25 protein-coding genes and 1 other RNA gene are annotated in these 23,826 nt (G+C 63.5%); 16 read left to right on the top strand and 10 right to left on the bottom strand.

Features of this window, described 5'->3' with window-relative positions:
- Positions 1-19: 19 nt before the first annotated feature.
- On the bottom strand, positions 20-1,348 hold the full coding sequence (locus ACRARG_RS09725) for an HlyD family type I secretion periplasmic adaptor subunit (RefSeq protein ID WP_432689809.1): 1,329 nt from the start codon (positions 1,346-1,348) through the stop codon (positions 20-22).
- Positions 1,345-3,072 (bottom strand): type I secretion system permease/ATPase, encoded by a 1,728-nt coding sequence (locus tag ACRARG_RS09720; RefSeq protein ID WP_432689808.1) that lies wholly within the window; start codon positions 3,070-3,072, stop codon positions 1,345-1,347. Before ACRARG_RS09720 ends, ACRARG_RS09725 begins: the two co-directional genes overlap by 4 nt.
- A 203-nt stretch (positions 3,073-3,275) precedes the next feature.
- Here ACRARG_RS09720 and ACRARG_RS09715 point away from each other — a divergent pair, with 203 nt between their 5' ends.
- Both ACRARG_RS09715 and ACRARG_RS09710 read left to right on the top strand, forming a co-directional pair.
- Positions 3,276-4,085 (top strand): MlaA family lipoprotein, encoded by an 810-nt coding sequence (locus ACRARG_RS09715; protein ID WP_432689807.1) that lies wholly within the window; start codon positions 3,276-3,278, stop codon positions 4,083-4,085.
- Entirely contained in the window at positions 4,063-4,677 is a 615-nt protein-coding gene (locus ACRARG_RS09710; protein ID WP_432689806.1) for an MlaC/ttg2D family ABC transporter substrate-binding protein, read from the top strand. Before ACRARG_RS09715 ends, ACRARG_RS09710 begins: the two co-directional genes overlap by 23 nt.
- A gap of 64 nt (positions 4,678-4,741) precedes the next feature.
- Here ACRARG_RS09710 and ACRARG_RS09705 read toward each other — a convergent pair whose 3' ends face one another.
- The gene (locus tag ACRARG_RS09705; protein WP_432689805.1) at positions 4,742-6,928 is read right to left on the bottom strand and encodes a transglycosylase domain-containing protein; all 2,187 of its coding nucleotides are present in this window, start codon (positions 6,926-6,928) and stop codon (positions 4,742-4,744) included.
- A 258-nt stretch (positions 6,929-7,186) separates the two neighbouring features.
- On the opposite strand from ACRARG_RS09705, the gene ACRARG_RS09700 reads away from it, so the two are divergent.
- Both ACRARG_RS09700 and amtB read left to right on the top strand, forming a co-directional pair.
- The gene (locus tag ACRARG_RS09700) at positions 7,187-7,525 is read left to right on the top strand and encodes a P-II family nitrogen regulator (RefSeq protein ID WP_432689804.1); all 339 of its coding nucleotides are present in this window, start codon (positions 7,187-7,189) and stop codon (positions 7,523-7,525) included.
- Positions 7,526-7,554: 29 nt separating this feature from the next.
- Positions 7,555-8,886, top strand: a complete 1,332-nt coding sequence (gene amtB, locus ACRARG_RS09695; protein ID WP_432689803.1) for an ammonium transporter AmtB — start codon at positions 7,555-7,557, stop codon at positions 8,884-8,886.
- A 181-nt stretch (positions 8,887-9,067) separates the two neighbouring features.
- Here amtB and ACRARG_RS09690 read toward each other — a convergent pair whose 3' ends face one another.
- The gene (locus ACRARG_RS09690) at positions 9,068-9,394 is read right to left on the bottom strand and encodes a DUF1244 domain-containing protein (protein ID WP_432689802.1); all 327 of its coding nucleotides are present in this window, start codon (positions 9,392-9,394) and stop codon (positions 9,068-9,070) included.
- A 189-nt stretch (positions 9,395-9,583) separates the two neighbouring features.
- Between ACRARG_RS09690 and pyk the strand changes: the two genes are divergently transcribed.
- The 4 genes from pyk to rplT all read left to right on the top strand — a co-directional run bounded on the left by pyk (position 9,584) and on the right by rplT (position 11,989).
- On the top strand, positions 9,584-11,029 hold the full coding sequence (gene pyk, locus ACRARG_RS09685; protein WP_432689801.1) for a pyruvate kinase: 1,446 nt from the start codon (positions 9,584-9,586) through the stop codon (positions 11,027-11,029).
- A 21-nt stretch (positions 11,030-11,050) separates the two neighbouring features.
- Positions 11,051-11,275, top strand: a complete 225-nt coding sequence (locus tag ACRARG_RS09680; RefSeq protein ID WP_432689800.1) for a hypothetical protein — start codon at positions 11,051-11,053, stop codon at positions 11,273-11,275.
- 135 nt (positions 11,276-11,410) lie between these two features.
- The gene (rpmI, locus tag ACRARG_RS09675; protein WP_432689799.1) at positions 11,411-11,611 is read left to right on the top strand and encodes a 50S ribosomal protein L35; all 201 of its coding nucleotides are present in this window, start codon (positions 11,411-11,413) and stop codon (positions 11,609-11,611) included.
- 15 nt (positions 11,612-11,626) lie between these two features.
- Positions 11,627-11,989 carry a 50S ribosomal protein L20 gene (gene rplT / locus ACRARG_RS09670; RefSeq protein WP_432689798.1) on the top strand — a complete coding sequence of 121 codons (363 nt, stop codon included), beginning with the start codon at positions 11,627-11,629 and terminating at the stop codon, positions 11,987-11,989.
- Positions 11,990-12,068: 79 nt separating this feature from the next.
- Here rplT and ACRARG_RS09665 read toward each other — a convergent pair whose 3' ends face one another.
- Together ACRARG_RS09665 and ACRARG_RS09660 are read right to left on the bottom strand one after the other, a co-directional pair.
- The gene (locus ACRARG_RS09665; RefSeq protein WP_432689797.1) at positions 12,069-12,473 is read right to left on the bottom strand and encodes a hypothetical protein; all 405 of its coding nucleotides are present in this window, start codon (positions 12,471-12,473) and stop codon (positions 12,069-12,071) included.
- A gap of 147 nt (positions 12,474-12,620) precedes the next feature.
- On the bottom strand, positions 12,621-12,905 hold the full coding sequence (locus ACRARG_RS09660; RefSeq protein WP_432689796.1) for a hypothetical protein: 285 nt from the start codon (positions 12,903-12,905) through the stop codon (positions 12,621-12,623).
- 222 nt (positions 12,906-13,127) lie between these two features.
- Between ACRARG_RS09660 and pheS the strand changes: the two genes are divergently transcribed.
- The 5 genes from pheS (at position 13,128) to ffs (ending at position 17,784) form a co-directional block, all read left to right on the top strand.
- Positions 13,128-14,192 carry a phenylalanine--tRNA ligase subunit alpha gene (gene pheS, locus ACRARG_RS09655; RefSeq protein ID WP_432689795.1) on the top strand — a complete coding sequence of 355 codons (1,065 nt, stop codon included), beginning with the start codon at positions 13,128-13,130 and terminating at the stop codon, positions 14,190-14,192.
- Between the two features lie 118 nt (positions 14,193-14,310).
- The gene (locus ACRARG_RS09650) at positions 14,311-14,703 is read left to right on the top strand and encodes an ASCH domain-containing protein (protein ID WP_432689794.1); all 393 of its coding nucleotides are present in this window, start codon (positions 14,311-14,313) and stop codon (positions 14,701-14,703) included.
- Entirely contained in the window at positions 14,700-14,990 is a 291-nt protein-coding gene (locus ACRARG_RS09645; protein WP_432689793.1) for a YrhK family protein, read from the top strand. Before ACRARG_RS09650 ends, ACRARG_RS09645 begins: the two co-directional genes overlap by 4 nt.
- 1 nt (position 14,991) lies before the next feature.
- The gene (pheT, locus tag ACRARG_RS09640; protein ID WP_432689792.1) at positions 14,992-17,391 is read left to right on the top strand and encodes a phenylalanine--tRNA ligase subunit beta; all 2,400 of its coding nucleotides are present in this window, start codon (positions 14,992-14,994) and stop codon (positions 17,389-17,391) included.
- A gap of 296 nt (positions 17,392-17,687) precedes the next feature.
- An RNA gene (gene ffs / locus ACRARG_RS09635) (signal recognition particle sRNA small type) lies at positions 17,688-17,784 on the top strand.
- A gap of 27 nt (positions 17,785-17,811) precedes the next feature.
- Here ffs and ACRARG_RS09630 read toward each other — a convergent pair.
- Both ACRARG_RS09630 and ypfJ read right to left on the bottom strand, forming a co-directional pair.
- Positions 17,812-18,102: a hypothetical protein gene (locus tag ACRARG_RS09630; RefSeq protein ID WP_432689791.1), complete on the bottom strand. Its 291-nt coding sequence runs from the start codon at positions 18,100-18,102 to the stop codon at positions 17,812-17,814.
- Positions 18,099-18,941, bottom strand: a complete 843-nt coding sequence (gene ypfJ, locus ACRARG_RS09625) for a KPN_02809 family neutral zinc metallopeptidase (protein WP_432691348.1) — start codon at positions 18,939-18,941, stop codon at positions 18,099-18,101. Before ypfJ ends, ACRARG_RS09630 begins: the two co-directional genes overlap by 4 nt.
- A 147-nt stretch (positions 18,942-19,088) precedes the next feature.
- Between ypfJ and ACRARG_RS09620 the strand changes: the two genes are divergently transcribed.
- The 3 genes from ACRARG_RS09620 (at position 19,089) to recR (ending at position 21,884) form a co-directional block, all read left to right on the top strand.
- The gene (locus ACRARG_RS09620) at positions 19,089-20,843 is read left to right on the top strand and encodes a DNA polymerase III subunit gamma/tau (RefSeq protein ID WP_432689790.1); all 1,755 of its coding nucleotides are present in this window, start codon (positions 19,089-19,091) and stop codon (positions 20,841-20,843) included.
- A gap of 80 nt (positions 20,844-20,923) precedes the next feature.
- Entirely contained in the window at positions 20,924-21,268 is a 345-nt protein-coding gene (locus ACRARG_RS09615) for a YbaB/EbfC family nucleoid-associated protein (RefSeq protein WP_432689789.1), read from the top strand.
- Between the two features lie 22 nt (positions 21,269-21,290).
- Positions 21,291-21,884 (top strand): recombination mediator RecR, encoded by a 594-nt coding sequence (recR, locus tag ACRARG_RS09610; protein WP_432689788.1) that lies wholly within the window; start codon positions 21,291-21,293, stop codon positions 21,882-21,884.
- A 93-nt stretch (positions 21,885-21,977) separates the two neighbouring features.
- On the opposite strand, the gene ACRARG_RS09605 is transcribed toward recR, so the two are convergent.
- Together ACRARG_RS09605 and ACRARG_RS09600 are read right to left on the bottom strand one after the other, a co-directional pair.
- Positions 21,978-23,261: a TRAP transporter large permease gene (locus ACRARG_RS09605; protein ID WP_432689787.1), complete on the bottom strand. Its 1,284-nt coding sequence runs from the start codon at positions 23,259-23,261 to the stop codon at positions 21,978-21,980.
- Positions 23,254-23,781, bottom strand: coding sequence for a TRAP transporter small permease (locus ACRARG_RS09600; RefSeq protein ID WP_432689786.1), 528 nt, complete (start codon positions 23,779-23,781; stop codon positions 23,254-23,256). Before ACRARG_RS09600 ends, ACRARG_RS09605 begins: the two co-directional genes overlap by 8 nt.
- Positions 23,782-23,826 lie beyond the last annotated feature (45 nt).

Raw genomic sequence — 23,826 nt, 5'->3', positions numbered from 1 at the left:
CGATTGCAAGGGGGTGCGCTCAGGTTTCGCGGAACGCCTTGTCGAAATAGCTGAGGAACGGATGCAGGAAATAGGCCATGGGCGTCCGTTCATGGGTCCGGATAAAGGCCTCTACCGGCATGCCCGGAATCAGTTCCGATCCTTCGGGGAGGCGTTCGCGCTGACCTTCGTCGAGCAGAATTTCCGTCCGATAGAAAGAGACGCCGGTGGCCTCATCCGTGAACGCATCTGCCGAAATCTGGGCGACATGCGCCTGCAGTTCCGGAGAGCTGCGCTGATCGAAGGCGGAGAATTTCACCATGACGGGCTGGTTCAGGCGCAGCTGGTCGATATCGGTGATCGGGACCCGCGCGGCAATGACCAGCGGCCTGTCCTGAGGCACAATATAGAGCACCGGATCGGCCGCCCGGATGACAGAGCGTTCCGCAAACACGGTCAGGCCATAGACCACACCGGAAACGGGGGCCGTAATGTCGAGGCGATTCAGCTGTTCGATCAGGGCACGCCGGTTTTCCGCCATTTCCAGTTCCTGGTAGAGGATATCCCGGAGCTGGGTGATCGCTTCTTCGCGGCGTGTCGTACGCAGCGTCAGAATCTCGATATCAATCTCGGTGATGCGGCCCTCTGCCTCGGCGCGTTGCGCAATCAGCGCGCCCATCTGACCGCTCAGATCGGCTTCGTTGCGGCGCAGCGCCAGCACGCGCGATGCCTGTGCCAGACCGCGCGAGAGCAGATCCTCTTGGCTGGCCAGTTCCTCTTTGATGAAGCCGATCTGCTGACGCATGGATTCGATCTGTGCGTCGATCCCTTCGACCTGATTATCGATCTGGCCTCTCTGCTTGCCCAGCTGTTCGATATTCTGTGCCACCGTGGCACGGCGGGCTTCGGCAAGACGCTGCTGGCCGTCCATAAGCTCTGCCGCGGTCGCATTGGTCTGAGAGACCTCGACCAGCAGGGGGTCGAATTCGAGCGTGGTCCGGTCGTCGCGTTCCGCTTCGAGCCGGCCGCGGCGCGCCATAAGCTCAAAAAGCTGGTTTTCGACGATGGAAAGCTGGCTGCGCAGCTGTGTGTCGTCGAGTTTGATCATCAGCGCGCCGGCTTCGACCCGGTCGCCTTCGTCCACGAGGATCTGGGAGACGACCCCGCCGTCGGGGTGCTGGACCACCTGGCGGTTCTGGTCGACTTCCAGCCGGCCGGGTGCAATGACCGCGCCGGTGATCTGGGTGGCGACGGACCAGACGCCAAAACAGCCCACCAGCAGCACGAGGGTGATCGCGCCCGCGATCAGCGGGCCGCGTGGCGACCAGGGATCGGCAGGGGCCGCTTTTTTGGGTTTGCGCGGGCTCATCTCAGACCCCCGGCGCCGCCGGCGATGACCTGCCGGTGGTTCTGCACAACATTTTTAAGAACATCATCCCGCGGTCCAAAGGCGACGCGCGTGCCGGCTTCGAGCATAAGCAACAGGTCACATTCCTGAATGGCGTTCGGGCGGTGCGCGATGACGATGGCGGATTTCCCCTGCGCTTTCATGTTCCGGATCACCTGGTTGATGGCCATGCTGCCTTCATTGTCGAGATTGGAGTTCGGCTCGTCCAGCACCAGAAGAACCGGATCACCGTAAAGTGCACGCGCCAGCCCCAGCCGCTGAATCTGGCCGCCGGAGAGTCGTCCGCCGATGGCAGAGACGCGGGTGTTGTACCCGTCGGGCAGTTTGAGGATCATGTCGTGGGCATCGGCTTTGCGCGCGGCCGCCACAACCGCGGCATCGTCCGGCGGATCCGCCAGACGGGCGATGTTTTCCGCAATTGTCCCGTCAAAAAGTTGAACGCGCTGAGGCAGATACCCGATGTAGCGGCCCAGCGTCGACGGGTCGTACTGGTCCAGTGCGGCGCCGTCGAGCCTGATCTTGCCGCCTGCGGTGGACCAGACCCCGGTGATCGCCCGCGCCAGTGTCGATTTGCCTGCGCCGGATTTCCCGATGACGCCAAGCGCGTGGCCCGGTTCCAGCTCGAACGAGAGTGCGCGGAGTGCCGGAACGGATTCGCCGGGCGGGACAACGCTGGCCTGGATGACGCTGAGTTTGGCGCGGGGGACGGGCAGGGCCGTGCGCGCCCGCTGCGGCGGGGTCTCGCCAAGCAGGACGATCAGGTTCTGCCAGCCTTTGGAGGCGCGCTGAACCATCGGCCATTGGCCAATCAGGATCTCGATCGGCTGAAGCGCGCGGCCCAGCAGGATAGAGCCGGCGATCATTGCGCCCGCGCTCATCAGGTTGTCGAGAACAAGGAAGGCGCCCAGCCCCAGCATGGCGGATTGCAGAAACAGCCGGAATGTCCGCGTCGTGGTGGAGAACATGCCCGTCAGGTCGGTAGAGGTCACCTGGTTTGTGATCGCCGTGTCGCGCAGTTTCTTCCACCGCCGGAAAGCGGCTTCGCGCATGCCCATCGAGGCGACCATTTCGCTTTCATTGCGGATGCCGTCGGCCAGCTTTTCGGCGGTGATCTGGCTCTGCATGGTTTCGTTCAGGGGGGCCTGCGTGGTCATCTGGTTGACGAAGGTGATCACCAGCAGAATGATCCCGCCACACAGCGCCATCAGGCCAAGCAGCGGATGGAACAGGGTGATCGCCAGAAGGAAAAGCGGCGTCCAGGGGATATCGTAAAAGGCGAAGAGCGCGGGCGACGACATGAAGCGCTGGATCGATTCCAGGTCACGGATGCCGGTGGCTGCGATCTGGTCCTGGCGGGTCGAGGACCGCCGTACGACCGCATCAAATACGCGGGCATCGAGATTGGCCTGAAAGCGCGCTGCCGCTCGGCTCATGACTCTGGCGCGGATCGCGTCCAGCAACCCCATGATCAGAAACAGGAAGGCGGCGATAACGGAAATCGCGACAAGTGTTTCGATCGACCGGGACCCGAGGACACGGTCGTAAACCTGCAGCATGTAGAGCGGGCCCGTCATCAGCAGCAGATTCCCGAAGAAGCTGAACAGCCCAACCGCCCAGAACAGCCCGCGCAGTTTGCGGCGCTCTTCCCTCAGCTCTTGTTTTCCCCGGATGTGTTCGCGGCTCATTGCCATGTGGTTGCCCGCCGATTTTAAAAGAAGGTACGGAGTTCGTTATTCGTACGGAATTCTGCGCCGACCGGCAAATCTTGGCCGTTTGGCACATAAGGGATTGTATCTATTCGGGCACAGTGCACCTTGAAGGTAAGCGGTGCAAATGAAATAGCTCTCATTGGGGAGTATATGGGCAGTGCCAGTTAAGGAAAAGTGATTTGAAACAGAGTTCTCTTGCACGTCTGTTGCTGCGGGGTTTGCTGATCGGTGCAACTGGTCTGGCCCTGGCCGCCTGCACCCCGGCGCCGCGGGAAAGCGGGATCACCGATCCATGGGAATCGTCGAACAGGGCGACTCACCGGTTCAACAAGGGGCTCGACTCGGCGCTGATCCGTCCGGTTGGCAAAACCTATGTCGCCGTGCTGCCGCCGCCGGTCGTCACCGGGGTCAGCAATTTTGCCTCGAACCTCGCCACGCCGTCGCTGATCGTGAACAGCGCGCTGCAGGGGGATGCGCAATCGGCGGCGATCAGCACGGTACGTTTCGTTCTGAATACGACGCTTGGTGTTGGCGGTCTGCTCGATGTGGCGACGGTCTACGGACTGCAGGAACGCGATACGGATTTCGGACAGACGCTGCACAGCTGGGGCGTTCCGGAAGGCAATTACCTGGAACTCCCGGTGCTTGGTCCGTCGACGGAACGTGACACAGTTGGACGGATCGTCGATCTGTTCACCAACCCCCTCGGCTATGTTCTGGAAACGCCAGAGCGGTATGCCGGTCCGGTTGCGACCGCAGGCAAACGTCTTGGTGAACGGGGCCGCTATTCTCAAACGATCGACAGCGTCCTATATGACAGTGCCGACAGCTATGCGCAGGCTAGATCCACATATCTACAGACCCGGCGGTACCGGCTGGGCGGGTCGGAGAGCAGCGCCGACCCCTATGAGCTGACTGATCCCTATGGCGCCCCCGCAGGAGGAGCCGCCGCGACAGGAGACCCCTATGATGATCCCTACCTCCAATAAACTTGCCCGGCGTTCGTTTCTTGCCGGTCTGGGCGGCAGCGCCGCTATGCTGGCCGCCGGTCCGGTCTGGGCGTTGACGGATGCGCAGGCGAAAGGGCTGGTCGATCAGCTGGTTGCCGAGATCAACCGGGTGATCGCTGCTGGCGGGTCTCTGCCCAGCATGATCGCGAGTTTCGAAAAGATTTTCGCCCGTTATGCCGATGTTGCGATCATCGCGCAGTCCACGCTTGGACCAGATGCGCGGCGCGCCAGCCCGGCGCAGATGCGGGCCTTTACCGACGCTTTCCGGGGCTATATCGCCCGTAAATACGGCAAAAGGTTCCAGGAATTCGTCGGTGGTCGGATCGAGGTGAACAACGCTTCGCAGGTCAAGACATGGCACGAGGTGGTCGGAACCGCTTATCTGCGCGGGCAATCGCCGTTTGAGGTGAAATTCCTGGTATCGGACCGGTCGGGCAAGGATCTGTTTTTCGATATGGTGATCGAAGGCATTTCCATGCGGCTGTCGGAAAAGACCGAAATCGGCGCCATGCTGGACCGCAATGGCGGAAATATCGACGGGCTGATCGCGACATTGCGGTCGGCGGGCTAAGGCCACGACGCCAGGAGAGTTCTGAAAGGCAGCCCGATTGGGGCTGCCTTTCAGTCTCTAGTGCTCAGTTTCTGATGCCGAAAATATTGCGCAGAAGCCGTTCAATGGGATCATTGCGGCGTGGTGCCGGTGCCGGGGCCCTGCCGCCGGTGTTGTTGCCTGTGCCTGCGACCGCGGGGGCACTGGCAGGCGCGTCCGGGCGGGCCATCGGCAGCGGATGTACCGGCAGGCCTTCGTGAACACGGACCATGACCTCGTGCCAGATTTCGGCAGGAAGTCCGGCCCCGGTCACACCGGTCAGCGGTGTGTTGTCGTCATACCCCATCCAGACACCGGCCACATAATCCGCGCTGAAGCCGACGAACCAGGCGTCGCGGGCGGCGGAGGTCGTGCCGGTCTTGCCGGCCACCTCACGGTCGGGCAGACCGGCCCGCGCACCGGTCCCGGAGGTCACAACCTTGCGCAATATGGTGATCAGCTCGCGGGCAGCGGATTCGCGGATGACCCTCTCCCCTATCCCGCCGGTTGTGTTCATCAGCGGGTCGCTGTCGCCCTGCAGCCGCAGCTCAAGAAGCCCGTAGGGTGTGACCGACGACCCCCCGTTCAGAATGCCGGCATAGGCGCCTGTCATCTCGATCAGCGTGGCTTCGGATGCGCCCAGAGCCAGGGCCGGACCGGCGGCCAGGTCTGACTGGATGCCGAAATCCTCGGCCACCTTGCGCACCAGGTCGAGCCCGACCATCTCCGCCACCTTTACCGCGGGAATGTTCAGCGACTGCATCAGCGACTGTTCCAGGGTCACGGTTCCGCGGAACCGGTGATCGTAATTGTCCGGCGACCAGGGGCCCGAGCCGGGGATATCGATTGTATAGGGCGCGTCTTCGACGGTGTCGTACCAGTGATAGCCAAGATCCAGCGCGGCCGCGTAGACAAAGGGCTTAAAGGCCGAGCCGGTTTGACGCAGCGCCTGCGTGGCGCGGTTGAAGGCGCCTGAGACCTTGGTTTTTCGCCCTCCCACCATGGCGCGGACCGCGCCGTCCGCGCTCATCACGATGACGGCGGCCTGCGCTTTGGAACCCTCGCGGACCTTGTTGTCGAAAACGGCCTTCAGGCCGGCTTCGGCGGCGCGCTGTATCCGCTGGTCGAGGGTCGTCTTTATGATGACGTCCTCTGTTGTCTTGCGGGTCAGGAATTCGGGGCCGGATGACATGACCCAGTCCGCGAAATATCCGCCGGATTTCGCTTCTGCCGCCTCGGACAGCTGGGCAGGATTTGCCAGGGCCTGGCGCGCCTCTTCCGCGGTCAGATACCCCTGATCTTCCATCAGGTTGACGATCACCGCGGCCCGGTTCTGCGACCGGTCGAGGTCGTTTGTCGGGGCATAGCGTGTCGGCGCAACCAGAAGCCCGGCCAGCATGGCGGCTTCCGCCGGTGTGACATCGGAGGCGGATTTGCCGAAATAGCGCTGGCTGGCCGCCTCGAACCCGCGTGCGCCCGCGCCAAGAAAGGCGCGGTTCATGTAGATCGTGAGGATTTCGTCCTTGCTGAAATGCGCTTCCAGCCCCATGGCATAGATCGCCTCGCGGATCTTGCGCCAGAGGGTGGTTTCACGGCAATCCGCCTCGTAAGCGGCTTCGTTTTCCCATTGGTCCGGATCGTAGGGATCGCCCAGGCAGAGCAGTTTTGCGGTTTGCTGGGTAATCGTCGACCCGCCATGTCCCGACAGCGGTCCGCGCCCTTCGCGCAGGTTGATGCGGATCGCGGAGGCCACGCCGCGCGGGGAAATGCCGAAATGCTGGTAGAACCGCTTATCTTCTGTCGCGACAATGGCGTGACGTAGGTGCGGGGAGACTGTCTCGGCGGTGACGACACCGCCAAACTGGTCGCCCCGCCAGGCAAAGACCCGGGCCTCGTTGTCCATCAGGGTCACCGAGCCACGGGCGCGCCCGTCCAGCAGATCATCGATATCCGGCAGAGAAACGGCAACCAGCGCAACGGCCCCAGCCAGTATGACCATGGATATCGCGGTCAGCCGCCAGGTCAGTCCGACAACCAGGCGGACCACCCAGGTTATCAGCCGGGTGATCCATCCCAGGGGGCCGCGGCGGCGGGTGCGGGCCGTTGTCCGGCCGCGCTTGCGCTGCGCGGGTTTGGCCGCCCGGCCCTTGCCGCCGGAGGCCGGTTTGCCAGCTTTTTTGGAATAACGGCGATCCGCCACAAGTGGCGGTTTGCGCCTGTTTGAATCACTCATGTCGGTCTGCCCGGTACCCGTGTTTTGCGGGACAATATAATCGGTTCTCACCGTGTTGTTGAGGCAGAAGAGCCATTTGCGTCGTTTCAATTTCGATCAAAATTCATGCAGAAATGTATTTTTGCACAAATTTTGGGATCCTCTTGTCGAAAATCCCGGCGAACCGGGGGGCGGTTCTTTCGGAAACGAGGGGGGAGAGCCTTAGTTGGGCCTGCCAAAAGCGGGGTTCGCGCCTCGTAAAAGGGAAGGGAAAACTCAGTGAAACTCATCATTGCGACAATCAAGCCGTTCAAGCTGGAGGAGGTCCGCGAGGCGCTGACCGAGATCGGCGTGCGCGGCATGATGGTGACGGAAATCAAGGGCTTCGGCTCTCAGTCCGGGCATACCGAAATCTACCGCGGCGCAGAATACGCTGTGAACTTTGTCCCGAAGATCAAACTGGAGATCGCCGTTTCTGCGGAAATGGCCGATCAGGTGGTCGAAACCATCACCAATAGCGCCAAGACCGGGAAAATCGGCGACGGCAAGATCTTCGTTCTGGACATCCAGCAGGCTGTGCGGGTGCGCACGGGCGAAACCAACGCGGACGCGCTGTAAGGCTGCGGACAGAGGGGAAAGGAAATACAATGAAAACTCTAATGAAACTGGGCCTTGCGGCCGCGATGATCGCGGCACCGAGCCTGGGTCTGGCCCAGGACGCGGAAGTCCCAGCGGCCGTGCCGACCGATGTCGTGTTTATCCTGAACTCGGTTCTCTTCCTTGTGGGCGGCTTCCTCGTCTTCTTCATGGCCTGCGGTTTTGCCATGCTGGAAGCGGGCCTCGTTCGTTCCAAGAACGTGACGATGCAGCTGACCAAGAACGTCGTGCTGTTCGGCCTGGCGTCGATCTTCTACTACCTGATCGGCTACAACCTGATGTACCCGCTGGGCACCTGGTCCATCGACGGCGTCCTGTCCGGCGTCTGGGGTCCTGGCGTTCTGGAAGCCGTTGGCGTGACGGCTGATGCGGCTGACGATTATGGCTATGCAGCAACCGGCTCTGACTTCTTCTTCCAGCTGATGTTCTGTGCCGCAACGGCATCGATCGTTTCCGGTACGCTCGCCGAGCGTATCAAGCTGTGGCCCTTCCTGATCTTCACCGTGATCCTGACCTCCATCATCTACCCGCTGTCGGCGTCGTGGAAATGGGGCGGCGGCTTCCTGGATGGCGCCGGTTTCCTGGACTTCGCTGGCTCCACGGTCGTGCACTCCTGTGGTGGCTGGGCCGCTCTGGCCGGTGCGCTGGTGCTGGGTCCGCGGATCGGCAAGTACAAGGACGGCAAAACCGTTCCGATGCCGGGTTCAAACCTGACCCTCGCCACGCTCGGGACGTTCATCCTGTGGCTCGGCTGGTTCGGCTTCAACGGTGGTTCGCAGCTGGCCATGGGCTCTGTCGGTGACGTGGCTGACGTGTCGCGGATCTTCTCCAACACCAACACGGCGGCAGCCGGTGGTGCGGTTGCGGCGATGATCCTGACGCAGGTGATGTACGGCAAGCCCGACCTGACGATGATCCTGAACGGCGCGCTGGCGGGCCTCGTGTCCATCACGGCCGAGCCGCTGACCCCGACCCTGGGTTCCGCGACCCTGATCGGCATGATCGGCGGTATCATCGTTGTCCTGTCGGTTCCGATGCTGGACAAGCTGAAGATCGATGACGTTGTCGGCGCGATCCCGGTTCACCTGATCTGCGGTATCTGGGGCACCATCGCGGTTGTCTTCACCAATGGTGACGCAACGCTGGGCGCACAGCTTTACGGGATTGTCGTGGTCGGCATCTTCACCTTCGTGGTGTCGCTGGTGATCTGGTTCATCCTGAAGGTTGTCATGGGCATCCGGGTTCCCGAAGAAGACGAGATCACCGGTCTCGACATGGCGGAACTGGGCATGGAAGCCTATCCCGAATTCTCCAAGGGCTGATACCTCCTCCCATCACCCTGAGAGACATGAGACCCGGGCGTTCGCGCCCGGGTCTTTTTGTTGGGCGTGATCCAGATGAGCGCCTGCGGCGCACGCCATGATTGCGATGTCCTGCGGACATCGGGGGCGCTCCGCGCGGGAGTATTTTTGGAAAGATGAAGGGGGAGGCCGCGCGGGGCGGTCAGGTTTTTTTCGTGACGTTTTCGGCGAAAGACGTCTCGAAGGCCTTCTGTTGCGTTTCGGTGGCGGCGGTCTGGTTCGCCTCCCGCCAGGTCTCGTAGGGCATGCCGTAAAAGGCTTCCCGCGCCTGATCCTTGGTCAGGTCTATGCCGCGGGCCTTGGCGGCCTCCTGCATCCAGCGGGCGAGGCAGTTGCGGCAGAACCCGGCGAGGTTCATCAGGTCGATGTTCTGCACATCCGGGCGCTCTTCCATCAGGTGGTTGCGCAGGGTCCGGAAGGCGGCGGCCTCGATCTCGATCTGGGTCTGGTGGTCGACGGGTCTGGGCATGCTGGCCTCCGAATTGGGATGTTGCGGAAGGCTGGCCGATCGTCCCGGGCGGGTCAATGCACCTTTGTGAGACCGCTAATCCGGCGAATGGGGCGGAGGGCGTCATGGAAATGTCGTCTGTAGTGGCAAATCTGGGACAGGGCCGCTAGTCATGAAGGGGTCCGCAGATCGAGGCAGCAGGGAAATCACATGAAACGGCAACGCAGTACCAAGATCGTCGCAACGCTTGGGCCAAGCTCTTCGGATTACGAGATGATCCGGAAGCTGCATGAGGCGGGGGCCGATGTGTTCCGGCTGAACATGAGCCATGGCAGCCATGACGAGATCCGCGAGCGTCACCGGATCATCCGCGAGGTGGAGCGCGATCTGGAGAGCACCATCGGCATCCTGGCCGACCTGCAGGGGCCGAAGCTGCGCGTGGGTGTCTTTGCCAACGGGTCGGAGGAGCTGGTCGAGGGCGCGGGGTTCCGGCTGGATCTGGAGGATAAAGAGGGCGATGTGAGCCGCGTGACCCTGCCGCATCCGGAGATTTTCGAGGTGCTGGAGGTGGGTGCGCATCTGCTGGTCAATGACGGCAAGATCCGGCTGAAGGTCACCGGCTGCGGCAAGGATTTTGCCGATTGCGAGGTGATGGCGGGCGGCACGATCTCCAATCGCAAGGGGGTGAACGTGCCGGATGTGGTGCTGCCGCTGGCGGCGCTGTCGGAGAAGGACCGGGGCGATCTGGAATTTGTCTGCAAGCTGGGCGTGGACTGGCTGGCGCTGAGCTTTGTTCAGCGACCCGAGGACGTGGCGGAGGCACGGGCGCTGGCCGGCGGGCGGGCGTCGATCCTGTCGAAGATCGAGAAGCCGGCGGCGGTGAAGGCCTTTGACGAGATCCTGAAGGCGTCGGACGGCATCATGGTGGCGCGGGGCGATCTGGGGGTGGAGCTGCCGGTGCAGGCCGTGCCGCCGATCCAGAAGCAGCTGGTGCGGAAATGCCGGGCGGCGGCCAAGCCGGTGATCGTGGCGACCCAGATGCTGGAATCGATGATCGAGAGCCCGATGCCGACGCGGGCCGAGGTGTCGGACGTGGCGGCGGCGATCTACGAGGGCACGGATGCGGTGATGCTGTCGGCGGAATCGGCGGCGGGGCAATATCCGGTGGAGGCCGTGACCACGATGGACAAGGTCGCCCAGCAGGTCGAACAGGACCCGACCTATCGCGAGATCATCGAGGCCTCGCGCAAGGTGATCCGGGGGACGGTGGCCGATGGGATTGTGGTCGCTGCGCGGGAGATCGCGGAGACGACCGACATCAAGGCAATCTGCTGTTTCACCCACGGTGGCAAGACGGCGCTGTTGACGGCGCGGGAACGGCCGCGGGTGCCGATCATCGCTTTGACCCCGCTCAAGGGGACGGCGCGGAAGCTGGCGCTGAGCTGGGGATGTAACTGCTACATGACCGGGGAGCTGAACCGGTTCAAACAGGCGGTCGTCAATGCCGCGCGGGTGGCGCGCAGCCAGGGCTTTGCGACGGCGGAGGATCAGGTCGTGGTCACCGCAGGCGTGCCCTTCAACATGCCAGGGACGACGAACATCCTGCGCGTCGCGCCCTGCGAGGAACGTTTGATCTTTGCGGCTGATCCCGAATAGGCTTCCGGGCGGAGGCCCCCAATGGATTTCGACCTGATCCTGACCGCCGGCATCGTGGTGCTGATGCTGTCCATACCCTCGGCGATTGCGGCCTTTGCCGACCGGCGGGGGCCATGGATCGCGCTCATCGTCATCATCATCGGTGCCGGCATCGTGGGCTTTGCCTGGATGAACCATCCCGAGGGGTATGAGGTCGCCGATATTCCGCATGCGATCATCCGGGTGCTGGCCCGGGTGATCCCCTGATCCTCTGGTCCCGGGGCGGTAGAAAATCCCTTGCGTTGCTGGGAAAGGCGTCCTATACGGCGCGCTCATCCGCGCGGCCGGTCGAAGTGGCATACCGAGTCGTGCATTCTACCGTTAAGATCCAAGGAGACGGAAATGCCCAAGATGAAGACGAAATCGAGCTGCAAAAAGCGGTTCAAGATTTCTGCCAGCGGCAAGGTCATCACCGGTCAGGCTGGCAAGCGCCATGGCATGATCAAACGCCATAAGAAATTCATTCGCGACGCACGCGGCACCACCGTGATGTCCGAGCCCGACGCACGCATCATCAAGTCGATGATGCCCTACGATCGCTGATAGGAGGGTCCGCACATGTCTCGCGTTAAAAGCGGTACCGTGACGCACGCCCGTCACAAGAAAGTTCTCAAGGCAGCGAAAGGCTATTACGGCCGCCGCTCCACGACCTTCAAGGTGGCCACGCAGGCCGTCGACAAGGCCAACCAGTACGCCACCCGTGACCGGAAGGCGCGCAAGCGGAACTTCCGCGCTCTGTGGATCCAGCGGATCAACGCTGCCGTCCGTGCTCATGACGATGCGCTGTCCTATTCGCGCTTCATCAACGGTCTGGACAAGGCCGGGATCGAGGTTGACCGTAAGGTTCTGGCCGATCTGGCCGTGCACGAGCCCGATGCGTTCGGCGCGATCGTCGACAAGGCGAAGGCCGCGCTGGCCTGATCCGCTGCTTGCAGGAATAGAGAGAGCCGCCCCGGTGAGGGCGGCTTTTTTCATGGGCCCGGGTCTTTGACCGAGGGGGCTACTGAATTTTCAGCTGGTATTCGAGGCTGCCGTCGTCGCGGAAAAACTGCAGCGTCTTCGCGTCGATCTGAACGGCGCGCCAGCAGCCATTGCCGCGGCCCCAGTCTTCGCACCATTTGTTGCCCTTGATCCACCAGGTCCCTTTGTTGGGTTTGCCGTCATAGGTGCCGCCGAAGGTGCCTTTGTTGCTGCCGCCGCTATAGACGAGGACCAGGGTTTTTCCACTGGTGCGGTGCTTCGTCACCAGTGTCTTGCCGGGGATGGTTGCGGCCAGCTGCTTTGCCGTCATGACGTCGGCGGCCGTGGCGGGGATGCCGGCCAGGGTCAGAAGCGCCAAACCTGCTAAAAGCCGGGTTAGAACTCGGGGCGCACCGCCCGAAATTTTGTCGTGCAATACAGGCATCTCCAACTCCTACCTAAAACTCGCTTGACGTAAGGTAACATAGGGTGTGGCGAATTGGGATGCAGCGAGTGATGGCCAACGGAAAAACAGCCGCACATGCCGAGTTTTCCGGCGGTGCGGCTGTCGGGATGTTGCGTTGGCGGACCCTCAGCCGCCGATATTCGTCAGGTAGCGCTGGCACCCCTTGTGGACATTCGGTTGGCCGATGTGATGCGGGTTCTGGATCAGGATCCACATCGGCGCATAGCCCGGCGCCTGGGTGCGGGAATAGGAACAGCCATTGGTCAAAGTGATCCACTGAGTGCCGACCTTGCTGGCCACGACCGGGGCCGCCGGGGCGGAGGCGGGCTTGCGGAAGCCCGAGGCCTGGGAGGAGGCGGCACCGGCAAGGCCCAGGGCGGCGGCGAGGACGGCGATCTTGTGAAACTGCATGGTCTTATCCTTTCGATCGGGTTGAGGCGCTTGGCCGTGATGAAATGGTCCTGACCGCGTGCCACGGCCGCCGCAGGGCTGAAATGCGGCGGTGGGCGGGCGGTTCGGGCAGGTTTTATGCGTATCTTCGGGGGTCAGGCGCGGGCTTCGGGGACGCGCCGCCTTGCCCTTTGCCCATGGCTTGGGTAGCAGATGGGCCGACTAGGACCGGAGGGACCCCGGATGGACGATCTGAAAGCCAAATATCTCGACCTGATCGGCGCGGCCTCTGACGAGGCGGCGCTTGAGGACCTGCGGGTTCAGGCCGTCGGCAAAAAAGGCGAGATCAGCCTGAAGATGCGCGAGCTGGGCCGCATGACGCCCGAGGAACGGCAGGTGGCCGGGCCTGCGCTCAATGCGCTGAAGGATGAGATCAACTCGGCACTGGCCGCGAAGAAGGCCGCTTTGGGCGATGCGGCGCTTGATGAGCGTCTGCGGGCCGAATGGCTGGACGTCACCCTGCCTGCGCGGGGCCGGCGTCAGGGGACGGTGCATCCGGTCTCCCAGGTCTGGGAGGAATGCACCGCGATCTTCGCCGATATGGGCTTTGCCGTGGCCGAGGGGCCGCAGATCGAGGATGACTGGTACAATTTCGACGCGCTGAACATCCCCTCGCACCATCCGGCGCGGGCAGAGATGGACACGTTCTACATGCACCGGGCAGAGGGGGACAATCGCCCGCCGCATGTGCTGCGCACCCATACCTCGCCGGTGCAGATCCGGTCGATGCAGGCGCAGGGCGCGCCCATTCGCATCATCGCGCCGGGCCGGGTCTACCGGGCCGATTACGACCAGACCCATACGCCGATGTTCCATCAGGTGGAGGGGCTGGCGATCGACCGGGAGATCTCCATGGCCAATCTGAAATGGGTGCTGGAGGAATTCTTCTCCGCCTATTTCGGCACTTCGGTGAAGACCCGCTTCCGCGCCTCGCATTTCCCCTTCACGGAGCCCTCGGCCGAGGTCGATATCCAGTGTTCCTGGGAAGGCGGCACGGTGAAGGTGGGCGAGGGCGACGACTGGCTGGAGGTTCTGGGCTCCGGCATGGTACATCCCAAGGTGCTGTCTGCGGCCGGGGTCGATCCCTCGGAATGGCAGGGCTTTGCCTTCGGGATGGGGATCGACCGGATCGCCATGCTGAAATACGGCATCCCCGACCTGCGGGCGTTTTTCGATTCAGACCTGCGGTGGCTGCGGCATTACGGGTTCTCGGCGCTGCAGGTGCCGACCATTCGCGGCGGAGTGTGATCTGTGCCGGCTCCGTCTCTTGCCCAATGCCTGGAAGGTGGGTTGACAACCCACCCTACGCGGGGCGGCCGTAGGGTGGGTCGTCGACCCACCTTGGGCGGAGAGAGGGAGTATTGAGATGACCCCCGTCACCTTCAAATTTGGCGACACGGAGGCGTTCTGCAATGAACTCCTCGCACTCGTCCGTTCCGGCAAGAAGACCGCCACCTGCGCGGCGATGAGCGATTTCGGGCCGGGCAAGGAGCCGCTGCCGGAGGTGGGGCGACAGGACATTGCGCTCAACTGGGACGGATCCCCGGCGCTGCAGATGGAGACGCTGGAGGTGCATGTTCTGCCCATCGGCGAGGTGACCGATGAGATGGTCGCGCCTATGGCGGAATTCGAGGATGCCGCCGATTACCGGGCGCAGTATCAGGCCTATTTCGAGCGTCAGGGCAGCTGGACGCCTGACATGATGGTCATGGTCGAACGCTTCAAGGTCATCCGCGATTTCGCCGAGGATCCCGCATGAAACAGACCCGCCTCTTCCGCCATGAGAACCGCGAGCGCAGCCATGAGACCCGCCGGGTCTATGCCGCCTTCGAGCTGGCCCATACGGCCGTCGATTTTGGCGCCGCGCTCTGTTTCATCATCGGCTCCGTCTTTTTCTTCTACGAGAGCCTGATGCGGCCGGGGACCTGGCTGTTCCTGCTGGGCTCCATCCTTTTTGCGGTCAAGCCGACGCTGCGGCTGATCCGCGAGATTAAACTGATATCCATGGGCGATGCAGAAGACGTCGCCCGGCGTCTGGAGAGCTGACATGAAATTCACCCTGTCCTGGCTGAAAGAGCACCTCGATACCGAGGCAAGCGTCGAAGAGATCGCGGAGACCCTGACCGACCTCGGTCTGGAGGTCGAAGGCGTGGAGAATCCGGCGGACAAGCTGAAGGGCTTTACCATCGCCAAGATCAATTCCGCCGAGCAGCATCCGGATGCGGACAAGCTGCGCGTCTGTATGGTGCAGACCGACGAGGGCGAGAAGCAGATCGTCTGCGGTGCACCCAATGCCCGCGAAGGGATCACGGTCGTGCTGGCGAAGCCGGGGATGTATATTCCGGGTCTGGATATCACCATCTCCGTCGGCAAGATCCGGGGTGTTGAGAGCCACGGGATGATGGCCTCGGAGCGGGAGCTGGAGCTGTCGGACGAGCATGACGGCATCATCGAGCTGCCCTCGGGCCAGGTGGGCGAGGAATTCGCGCATTGGCTGGCGGTGAACCGGCCGGCGGTGGTCGATCCGGTGATCGAGATTGCGATCACGCCGAACCGTCCGGATGCCCTTGGGGTCCGTGGCGTGGCGCGGGATCTGGCGGCGCGGGGGCTTGGGGTGCTGAAACCCCTGCCGGATGTTTCGCTGGAGGTGACAGGCGGGGCCTGCCCGGTTTCCGTCGAGATTGACGAGAGTGCCAAGGACGGCTGCCATGTCTTTGCGGGGCGTCTGATCAAGGGCGTGAAGAACGGCCCGTCGCCCGCCTGGCTGCAGCAGAAGCTGCGGGCAATCGGGCTGCGGCCGATCTCTGCGCTGGTCGATGTGACGAACCTGTTCACCCATGATCTGAACCGGCCTCTGCATGTGTTCGATGCGGGCAAAGTGAGCGGCGGGCTTAAGGTGCACCGGGCCGTGGGCGGCGAGGCGTTCACCGGGCTCGATGAGAAGGACTACGTGATCCCCGAGGGGGCGCTGGTGATCTCCGACGCCAATGGGGTGGAGAGCGTGGGCGGCATCATGGGCGGCCTGTCGACCGGGTGTCAGACGGACACGGTGGATGTCTTCGTGGAGGCGGCCTTCTGGGATTTCGTCTCCATCGCGCATGCGGGCCGGGCGCTGAAGATCAATTCGGATGCGCGCTATCGCAATGAACGCGGGATCGATCCGGGGTTCAATATGGAAGGCCTCGACCGGGCCTGTGCCCTGATCGTGGAGCTCTGCGGCGGTGAGGTCTCGGAGACCGTGGTTGCGGGCGAGGTGCCGGATGTCAGCCGGGCCTATAAGCTGGATACGGCCCGCTGCTCTTCGCTGGTGGGGATGGAGATCGCGGCGGACGAACAGCGGGCGACACTGGAGCGGCTGGGCTTTGTCATGGAAGGCGACATGGCGCATGTGCCCTCCTGGCGGCCGGATGTGCTGGGGGAGGCGGATCTCGTCGAAGAGGTGGCGCGGATTGCCTCCCTGACCAAGCTGCAGGCAGTGCCGATGGCGCGTGTCCAGCCCGGCGTGCCGAAGCCGATCCTGACACCCATGCAGAAGCGCGAGCAGGTAGCGCGGCGGACGGCGGCGGCTCTCGGTTATAATGAATGCGTGACCTATTCCTTCATCGACCGCGCCTCGGCGGAGCTATTTGGCGGCGGGACGGAGGCTACGATGGTGGCCAATCCGATCAGCCAGGAGATGAGCCATATGCGGCCGTCGCTGCTGCCGGGGCTCTTGCAGGCGGCGGCGCGCAATCAGGCGCGGGGTATGGGCGATATGGCACTGTTCGAGATCGGCGCGACCTGGCATGGCGGCGAGCCGGAGGATCAGGGCTGGGCCGTGGCCGGTATCCTCGTGGGCCGGACCGGTCCGAAGGATGTGCATGGTGCCGCCCGGGCGGTCGATCTGTTTGACGCCAAGGCGGATGCGGAGGCGGTTCTGGCCGCCGTCGGCGCGCCGGCCAAGGTGCAGATTCTGCGGACGGGCGAGGGTTGGTGGCATCCGGGGCGGCACGGCGTGATCTGTCTGGGGCCGAAGAAGGTGCTGGGCGTCTTTGGCGAGCTGCATCCCAAGGTGCTGCGGGAGATGGATGTAAAGGGGCCTGTCGTGGGCTTTACCATCTGGCCGGGCGAGGTGCCGCTGCCGCGGGCGGCGGGGGCCTCCAAGGGGGCGCTGGTGCTGAACGATCTGCAGTCGGTGGAGCGTGACTTCGCCTTTGTCGTGGATGCGGAGGTCGAGGCTTTGACACTGGTCAATGCGGCAGCGGGCGCGGACAAGGCGATGATCGAGGATGTACGCGTCTTTGACGAATTCATCGGGGGTGCATTGGGCGAGGGCAAGAAATCCATCGCCGTGACGGTGCGCATCCAGCCGCAAGGCCAGACGTTGAAAGAGGCCGAGATCGAGGCGATTGCCGGGAAGATCGTGGAGAAGGTCAGCAAGGCCACGGGCGGCGTGCTGCGCGGCTGAGGTGATTTGATCCAACGGAGCGCCTTCGGCGCATTCGGTTTATTGCGCACCCTTTGGGCGCATCGGGTTTATTGCGCACCCTTTGGGCGCATCGGGTTTATTGCGCACCCTTTGGGCGCATCGGGTTTATTGCGCACCCTTTGGGTGCGCGGGCGGGAGGGCGCTGCCCTCCCGCACCCTCCCGGGATATTTCAGGCAAGAAAAAGGACAGGCGGGTGTCATTTGTCTGCGTGACGGGCGTGTAGCCTGACGTGGGGGGCTTGTCTTGTGAGGGCTGATTTCCTATATCGCCGGGTGAGAGGTTGGCGCGGGCGAGCGCCTCGCCAACCCGGTCAGGTCCGGAAGGAAGCAGCCGTAACGAGCCCCGCTTGGGTCGTTGTCCAGCCTCTCACCCATTCCCTTACATGTTTCTTGAGTGGATCAGCCGCCGCGCGGCCAGACGATCAATGTCAGAATGGCCAGTGCCATGAGCAGGGCGAGGGCGACGGGCAGGATGGCGATCCACCGTGGGGCACCGGGTGGCCGCAGCAGGAGCAGGACGGGCGCGAGGCAGCCGGCTGCGATCTGCAGGATCAGGAATGTGCCGAGCCGGTTCATGCCGCGCAGGAAGCCGTCCCCGGCCGGGGCGAGGAGGGCGGGCCAGAGGAAGGAGCCGAGCCAGAGCGCTGTCCAGAACAGAAGGAGGGCGCGATAGGCGCGGCTGCGGGTCACGGGTTGCGGGCGCTGAAGGTGTCGCAGGCGGTCATCTCGCCCGCGTCATAGCCCGTGGCGAACCAGCGGGAGCGCTGTTCTGACGTCCCATGGGTAAAGGTATGCGGCTGGGGGACCCGGCCTGCGTTGCGCTGCAGCGTGTCGTCGCCGATCTGGCGGGCGGCGTTGATGGCTTCTTCGACATCGCCCGGCTCCAGTAGGCCGTCGACATGGGCGGCCCAGACGCCGGCGAGGCAATCGGCCTGAAGTTCGAGGCGGACAGTGATCGCATTGGCCTCTGTCTGGGAGGCGGACTGGCGGATCTGGTTGACCTTGCCCAAGATGCCCAGTTCGTTCTGGACGTGGTGGGCGACCTCATGGGCGATCACATAGGCGGCGGCGAAGTCGCCCCTGGCGCCGAGGCGCTGTTCCATCATCGCGAAGAACTGGGTGTCGAGATAGGCCTTCTGATCGACGGGGCAGTAGAAGGGGCCGGTCGCACCAGAGGCGCCGCCGCAGGGGCTGGCGGTCCGGCCGGAGAAGAGCACGAGGGTGGGCGGTGTGTAGCGCTCGCCGACCTGATCGGGGAAGACCTGGGTCCAGACATCTTCGGTTGTGGCGAGGACGGAGGCGGAGAAATCGCCCGCCTGCTGTTCTGCAGGGGTCAGGTCGCGCGGGGCGGAGGAGGTGGTCGTGCCCCCACCGTTCAGGATGGGCGTCACGTCAATGCCGGTGAAATAGCCGATGGCGAGAACCAGCAGCACGCCGCCGATGCCAAGGCCGCCGACGGCACCGCCGCGCCCGCCGGACCGGCGGCGATCTTCGACATTGCTGCTGCGGCGGACACCCTTGAGACGCATCACGGACCCTTTCACGATCATCCTCACGTCAATCGTTACCGGAGGGATTGGTTCCGGGGAAGCTCTTGCGTGGTCGTCGGTGGACGGCGGGCCGGTGGCGGTCTAGGCTCTGGCTCCAGGAGAATCTCAAGGCCGCCAGAGACCCCCATGAGCGATACCAAACCCGCCTATCAGGTGCTGGCCCGGAAATACCGGCCGGAGACTTTTGCCGATCTTGTCGGGCAGGAGGCGATGGTGCGCACCCTGCGCAATGCCTTTGCCGCCGACCGGATCGCGCAGGCCTTCATCATGACCGGCATCCGGGGCACGGGGAAGACCACGACGGCGCGGATTATCGCCAAGGGGATGAACTGCATCGGGCCGGATGGAAACGGCGGGCCGACGACCGATCCCTGCGGGGTCTGCGAGCACTGCAAGGCGATCATGGAAGGCCGCCATGTCGATGTGATGGAGATGGATGCGGCGTCCAATACCTCGGTCAATGATATCCGGGAGATCATCGACTCGGTGCACTACCGGGCGGCTTCGGCGCGGTACAAGATCTACATTATCGACGAGGTGCACATGCTCTCGACCAGCGCGTTCAACGCGCTGCTCAAGACGCTGGAGGAACCGCCGGCACATGTGAAATTCATCTTCGCCACGACGGAGATCCGGAAGGTGCCGGTGACGGTGCTGTCCCGCTGCCAGCGCTTCGACCTGCGGCGGATCGAGCCGGAGGTGATGATCGGCTTGCTGCGCAAGATCGCCGGGGCGGAAGGCGCGGAGATTGCCGAGGATGCGCTGGCGCTGATCACCCGGGCGGCGGAGGGCTCGGCCCGGGATGCGACCTCTCTGCTCGATCAGGCGATTTCGCATGGCGCGGGGGAGACGACGGCGGATCAGGTGCGGGCCATGCTGGGGCTGGCCGATCGCGGCCGGGTCATGGACCTCTTCGAGATGGTGATGCGGGGCGATGCGGCGGCGGCGCTGACGGAGCTTTCGGCGCAATATGCCGATGGGGCCGATCCGATGGCGGTGCTGCGCGATCTGGCGGAGATCACGCATTGGATTTCGGTCGTGAAGATCACGCCGGATGCGGCGGAGGATCCGACAATCCCGCCGGATGAACGGGCGCGGGGACTCGATCTGGCGGGACGTCTGCCGATGCGGGCGATGACGCGGATGTGGCAGATGCTGCTGAAGGCGCTGGAGGAGGTCGCGGCGGCGCCGAATTCCATGATGGCGGCGGAGATGGCGGTGATACGCCTGACCCATGTGGCCGATCTGCCCTCGCCGGAAGAATTGGTGCGCAAGCTGAAGGATCAGACCCCGCCGCCGATGCCGCCCTCCGGCGGCGGTGCGCCAGCCGGGCACGGGCCGGCGGGGAGCGCAACGGATGCCATGGGCGGCGGGCGGATGCATGCGCCGTCGGGTCCGGCCCGCGGGCCAGTGGCTCAGGTGGCGACGGAGCTGGAAGAGGCGCTGGCGCGCTATCCGACCTTTGAACATGTGGTGGAGCTGGTCCGCTCCAACCGGGACGTGAAGCTGCTGGTGGAGATCGAGACCTGCGTGCGGCTGGCGGGCTATCAGCCGGGCCGGATCGAGTTCGTGCCCACGGACAATGCCCCGCGCGATCTGGCGCAGCGGCTGGGTGCGCGGCTTCAGGGCTGGACCGGCAACCGCTGGGCCGTGATCGTGGTCAACGAGGGCGGGGCAGAGACGATTGCCGAAAAGCGCGATGCCAAGGTGCTGGCGCTGAAGGAGGCGGCCTCTGAACATCCGATGGTGCAGGCGGTGATGCTGGCCTTTCCGAAGGCCACGATCACCCATGTGCGCACAGCGGAAGAGATCGCGGCAGAGGCCGCGACCGAGGCGCTGGCCGAGGTTGAGGACGAGTGGGATCCCTTCGAGGAGGACTGACAGGGTTGTCCTCAGGGCCCCGGGGCTCGATATCAGACAGGAACATGCGCCCGCGGGGCGCTTCAGACAGGAGACAGACAATGTTCAAGGGCCTTGGCCAGATGGGCGACATGGCAAAGATGATGAAGTCCGCGCAGGAACTTCAGGGGAAGGTCACCGCACTGCAGGAAGAGCTGAACGTGATGACCGTCGAAGGCGTGTCCGGCGCGGGGCTGGTGAAGGCCGTGGCCACCGCCAAGGGCGAGCTGAAGGCGCTGGATATCGATCCGTCGATCTTCAATCCTGATGAGAAGGAAGTGGTGGAGGATCTGATCCTCGCCGCGATCAAGGATGCGCAGCAGAAGGCGCAGGAAAAGAGCCAGTCGGAAATGGCAAAGATCACCGAGGGCCTTGGCCTGCCCGCCGATTTCAAACTGCCGTTCTGACGCGGCACCGGGGCCTTCGCCGATGAGCGCCAGCCGCGATATCGATGCGCTGATCGACATGATGGCGCGGCTGCCGGGGCTGGGGCCACGCTCTGCCCGGCGGGCGGTGCTGCACATGATCCGCAAGAAAGAGCTGTTGCTGACGCCTCTGGCGGACTTGATGCATCATGTGGCGGTCAACGTGCGGGAATGCGAGCGCTGCGGCAATATCGGGTCGGATCGGCTCTGCGACATCTGTACAAGCGAGAAGCGGTCGACCGGGGAGATCTGCGTTGTCGAGGACGTGGCCGACCTCTGGGCGATGGAGCGGACGGCGGTTTTCCGGGGGCGCTATCATGTGCTGGGCGGGACGCTGTCGGCGCTGGATGCGGTGGGGCCGGAAGAGCTGCGGATCCCCAAGTTGATGGCGCGGGTGGCAGAGGAAGGGATCCGCGAGGTGATCCTTGCGCTGAATGCCACGGTCGACGGCCAGACCACAGCGCATTACATCGCCGATCAGCTGGAAGGGCAGGTGCGGCTGACCTCTCTGGCGCAGGGCGTGCCGATCGGCGGGGAGCTGGATTATCTGGATGACGGCACGATTTCCGCCGCGCTGCGGGCGCGCAAGGACATCTGAGGTTTGTTCCCGTCTGGTTGAACCGTGTCATGACCCCGTCCACACCGGGAGGTGACGCGCCGGACGGGCGAGTTCCGTCGATATTGCCGCAGATCAGAAGCCGCTGATCGCCGGGAGCCAGGTCGACAGGACCGGGATGAGCGTGATCATCGCAAGCGCCGCGGCAAGCGCAAGAAAGAACGGTGGCATTTCTCGGATCAGGGCCGAAGGTTTGAGCCCCACGGTCGAAGAGACGACAAAGATCAGGCTTCCGACAGGTGGTGTGGTCAGCCCCAGCGTCAGATTGACGATGACGATGATCGCAAAGTGGTTCGGGTCGATCCCGAGGGCCAGGCTGATCGGCGCGAGGATCGGCACCAGGATCATGACGCCCGGCAGGGGATCCATGAACAGGCCAAAGGCGATCAGCAGCAGGTTGACCATCAGCAAAAAGACAATCGGCGACAGATCCCACGAAATGATAGTCTGGGCGAGAAGCTGCGGAATGCTCTCGATGATCAGGATCCACGCAAAGGCCCGGGCCGCGCCAAGTATCAGCAGCACGGCGCCGGAGGTCAGTGCGGCGCGCAGAATGATGGCGGGCAGGTCTTTCAGGCGCAGGGTCCGGTAGACGAACATGCCCACCAGAAGTGCGTAGAAGACCGCAATGACCGACGCTTCGGTCGGGGTGAAGACGCCAAAGCGGATGCCGCCCACAATCAGCAGGATAAGGACCAGCGCCGGCAGCGCATAGACGAAGATTTGCGCGATCTCGCGCAGGGCGGGCATCGGCGCGCCAGAGGCATAATTGCGCTGTTTGCTCATCCTTGCATTGGCGACAAGCACCATGAGCGTGATCAGGATCCCCGGCAGAATGCCTGCCATGAAAAGCGACCCGACAGAGACGTTCTTGTCCTGCATGGCGTAGATGATCATGGTGATCGACGGCGGGATGATCGGGCCAACCACGGCGCTGGCGATGGTCAGCGCGCCGGCATAGGGTTTGTCATAGCCCCCCTTCTCCATCATCCGGATCATCATGGACCCGGGGCCTGCGGCATCGGCCAGCGCGCTGCCCGAGATGCCGGCGAACATGGCTGAACTGATCACATTGGCATGGCCCAGCCCGCCACGCACATGCCCCACAAGGGATTGCGCCAGGCGCAGAATGGCCAGGGTGACCGCGCCTCCGGTCATGATTTCCGAGGCGAGGATGAAAAAGGGCACGGCCAGCAGCGGGAAGCTGTCGAGACCGGCGAACATCTCTTTCACAACGACGAGATGCGGGTAGGTCGATCCGAAGCTGAGGGCCAGGAAGACAGAGATCGCCATGGCAAAGGCGACCGGCAGTCCGAGCGCGAGCAGCACAAAGAGGGCAGGGAACAGGATCTCAGCCATTGGCGCCACGGGCCACCGCGTCACTGTCCACGTCTGACCCGTCCAGAGCCTTGTAGGCGCCCGCCTGGACAAAACCATAAGCGATCAACAGCAGATGCAGGATGAGCAGGGCGAAGCCGACGGGCATTGCGGCATAGACATAAAGGAACGGCAGCCTCAGCGCCGGTGTGACCTGATACTGCATGCGCTGCGCATATTGCCAGCCAACCTGAACCATGAAGGCAAAGAAGATCAGCAGGATCAGGACAAGCGCCGCACGCAGCAGTTTCTGCGCCCGTCCCGGCAAGGCGTCCTGCAGGTTCGTGATCGCCACATGGCCGCCTGCGCGCAGAACCAGACCTGCGCCGGTGAAGGTCAGCCAGATCATCAGGTAACGGGCGGCTTCATCCGCCCAGGGCAGCGAATGCGATGTGAGGTAGCGCAGGGAAATATTGTACCCCACGATCAGCGCCATGGCAGAGAGCATCACGACCAGCGCCCAGCCATTCAGAACCACAAAATAGTGTTCCAATCGTTTCAAAAGGCGCTCCTTGAAAGGCCGCCGGCGCCGTTCGGGCGCCGGCGG

The organism is Pseudooceanicola profundi (genome assembly GCF_050897955.1).
Classification (GTDB): domain Bacteria; phylum Pseudomonadota; class Alphaproteobacteria; order Rhodobacterales; family Rhodobacteraceae; genus Pseudooceanicola.
The sequence above is the reverse complement of the archived record's forward strand: the minus strand, read 5'-3'. Positions and strand labels throughout refer to the sequence as shown.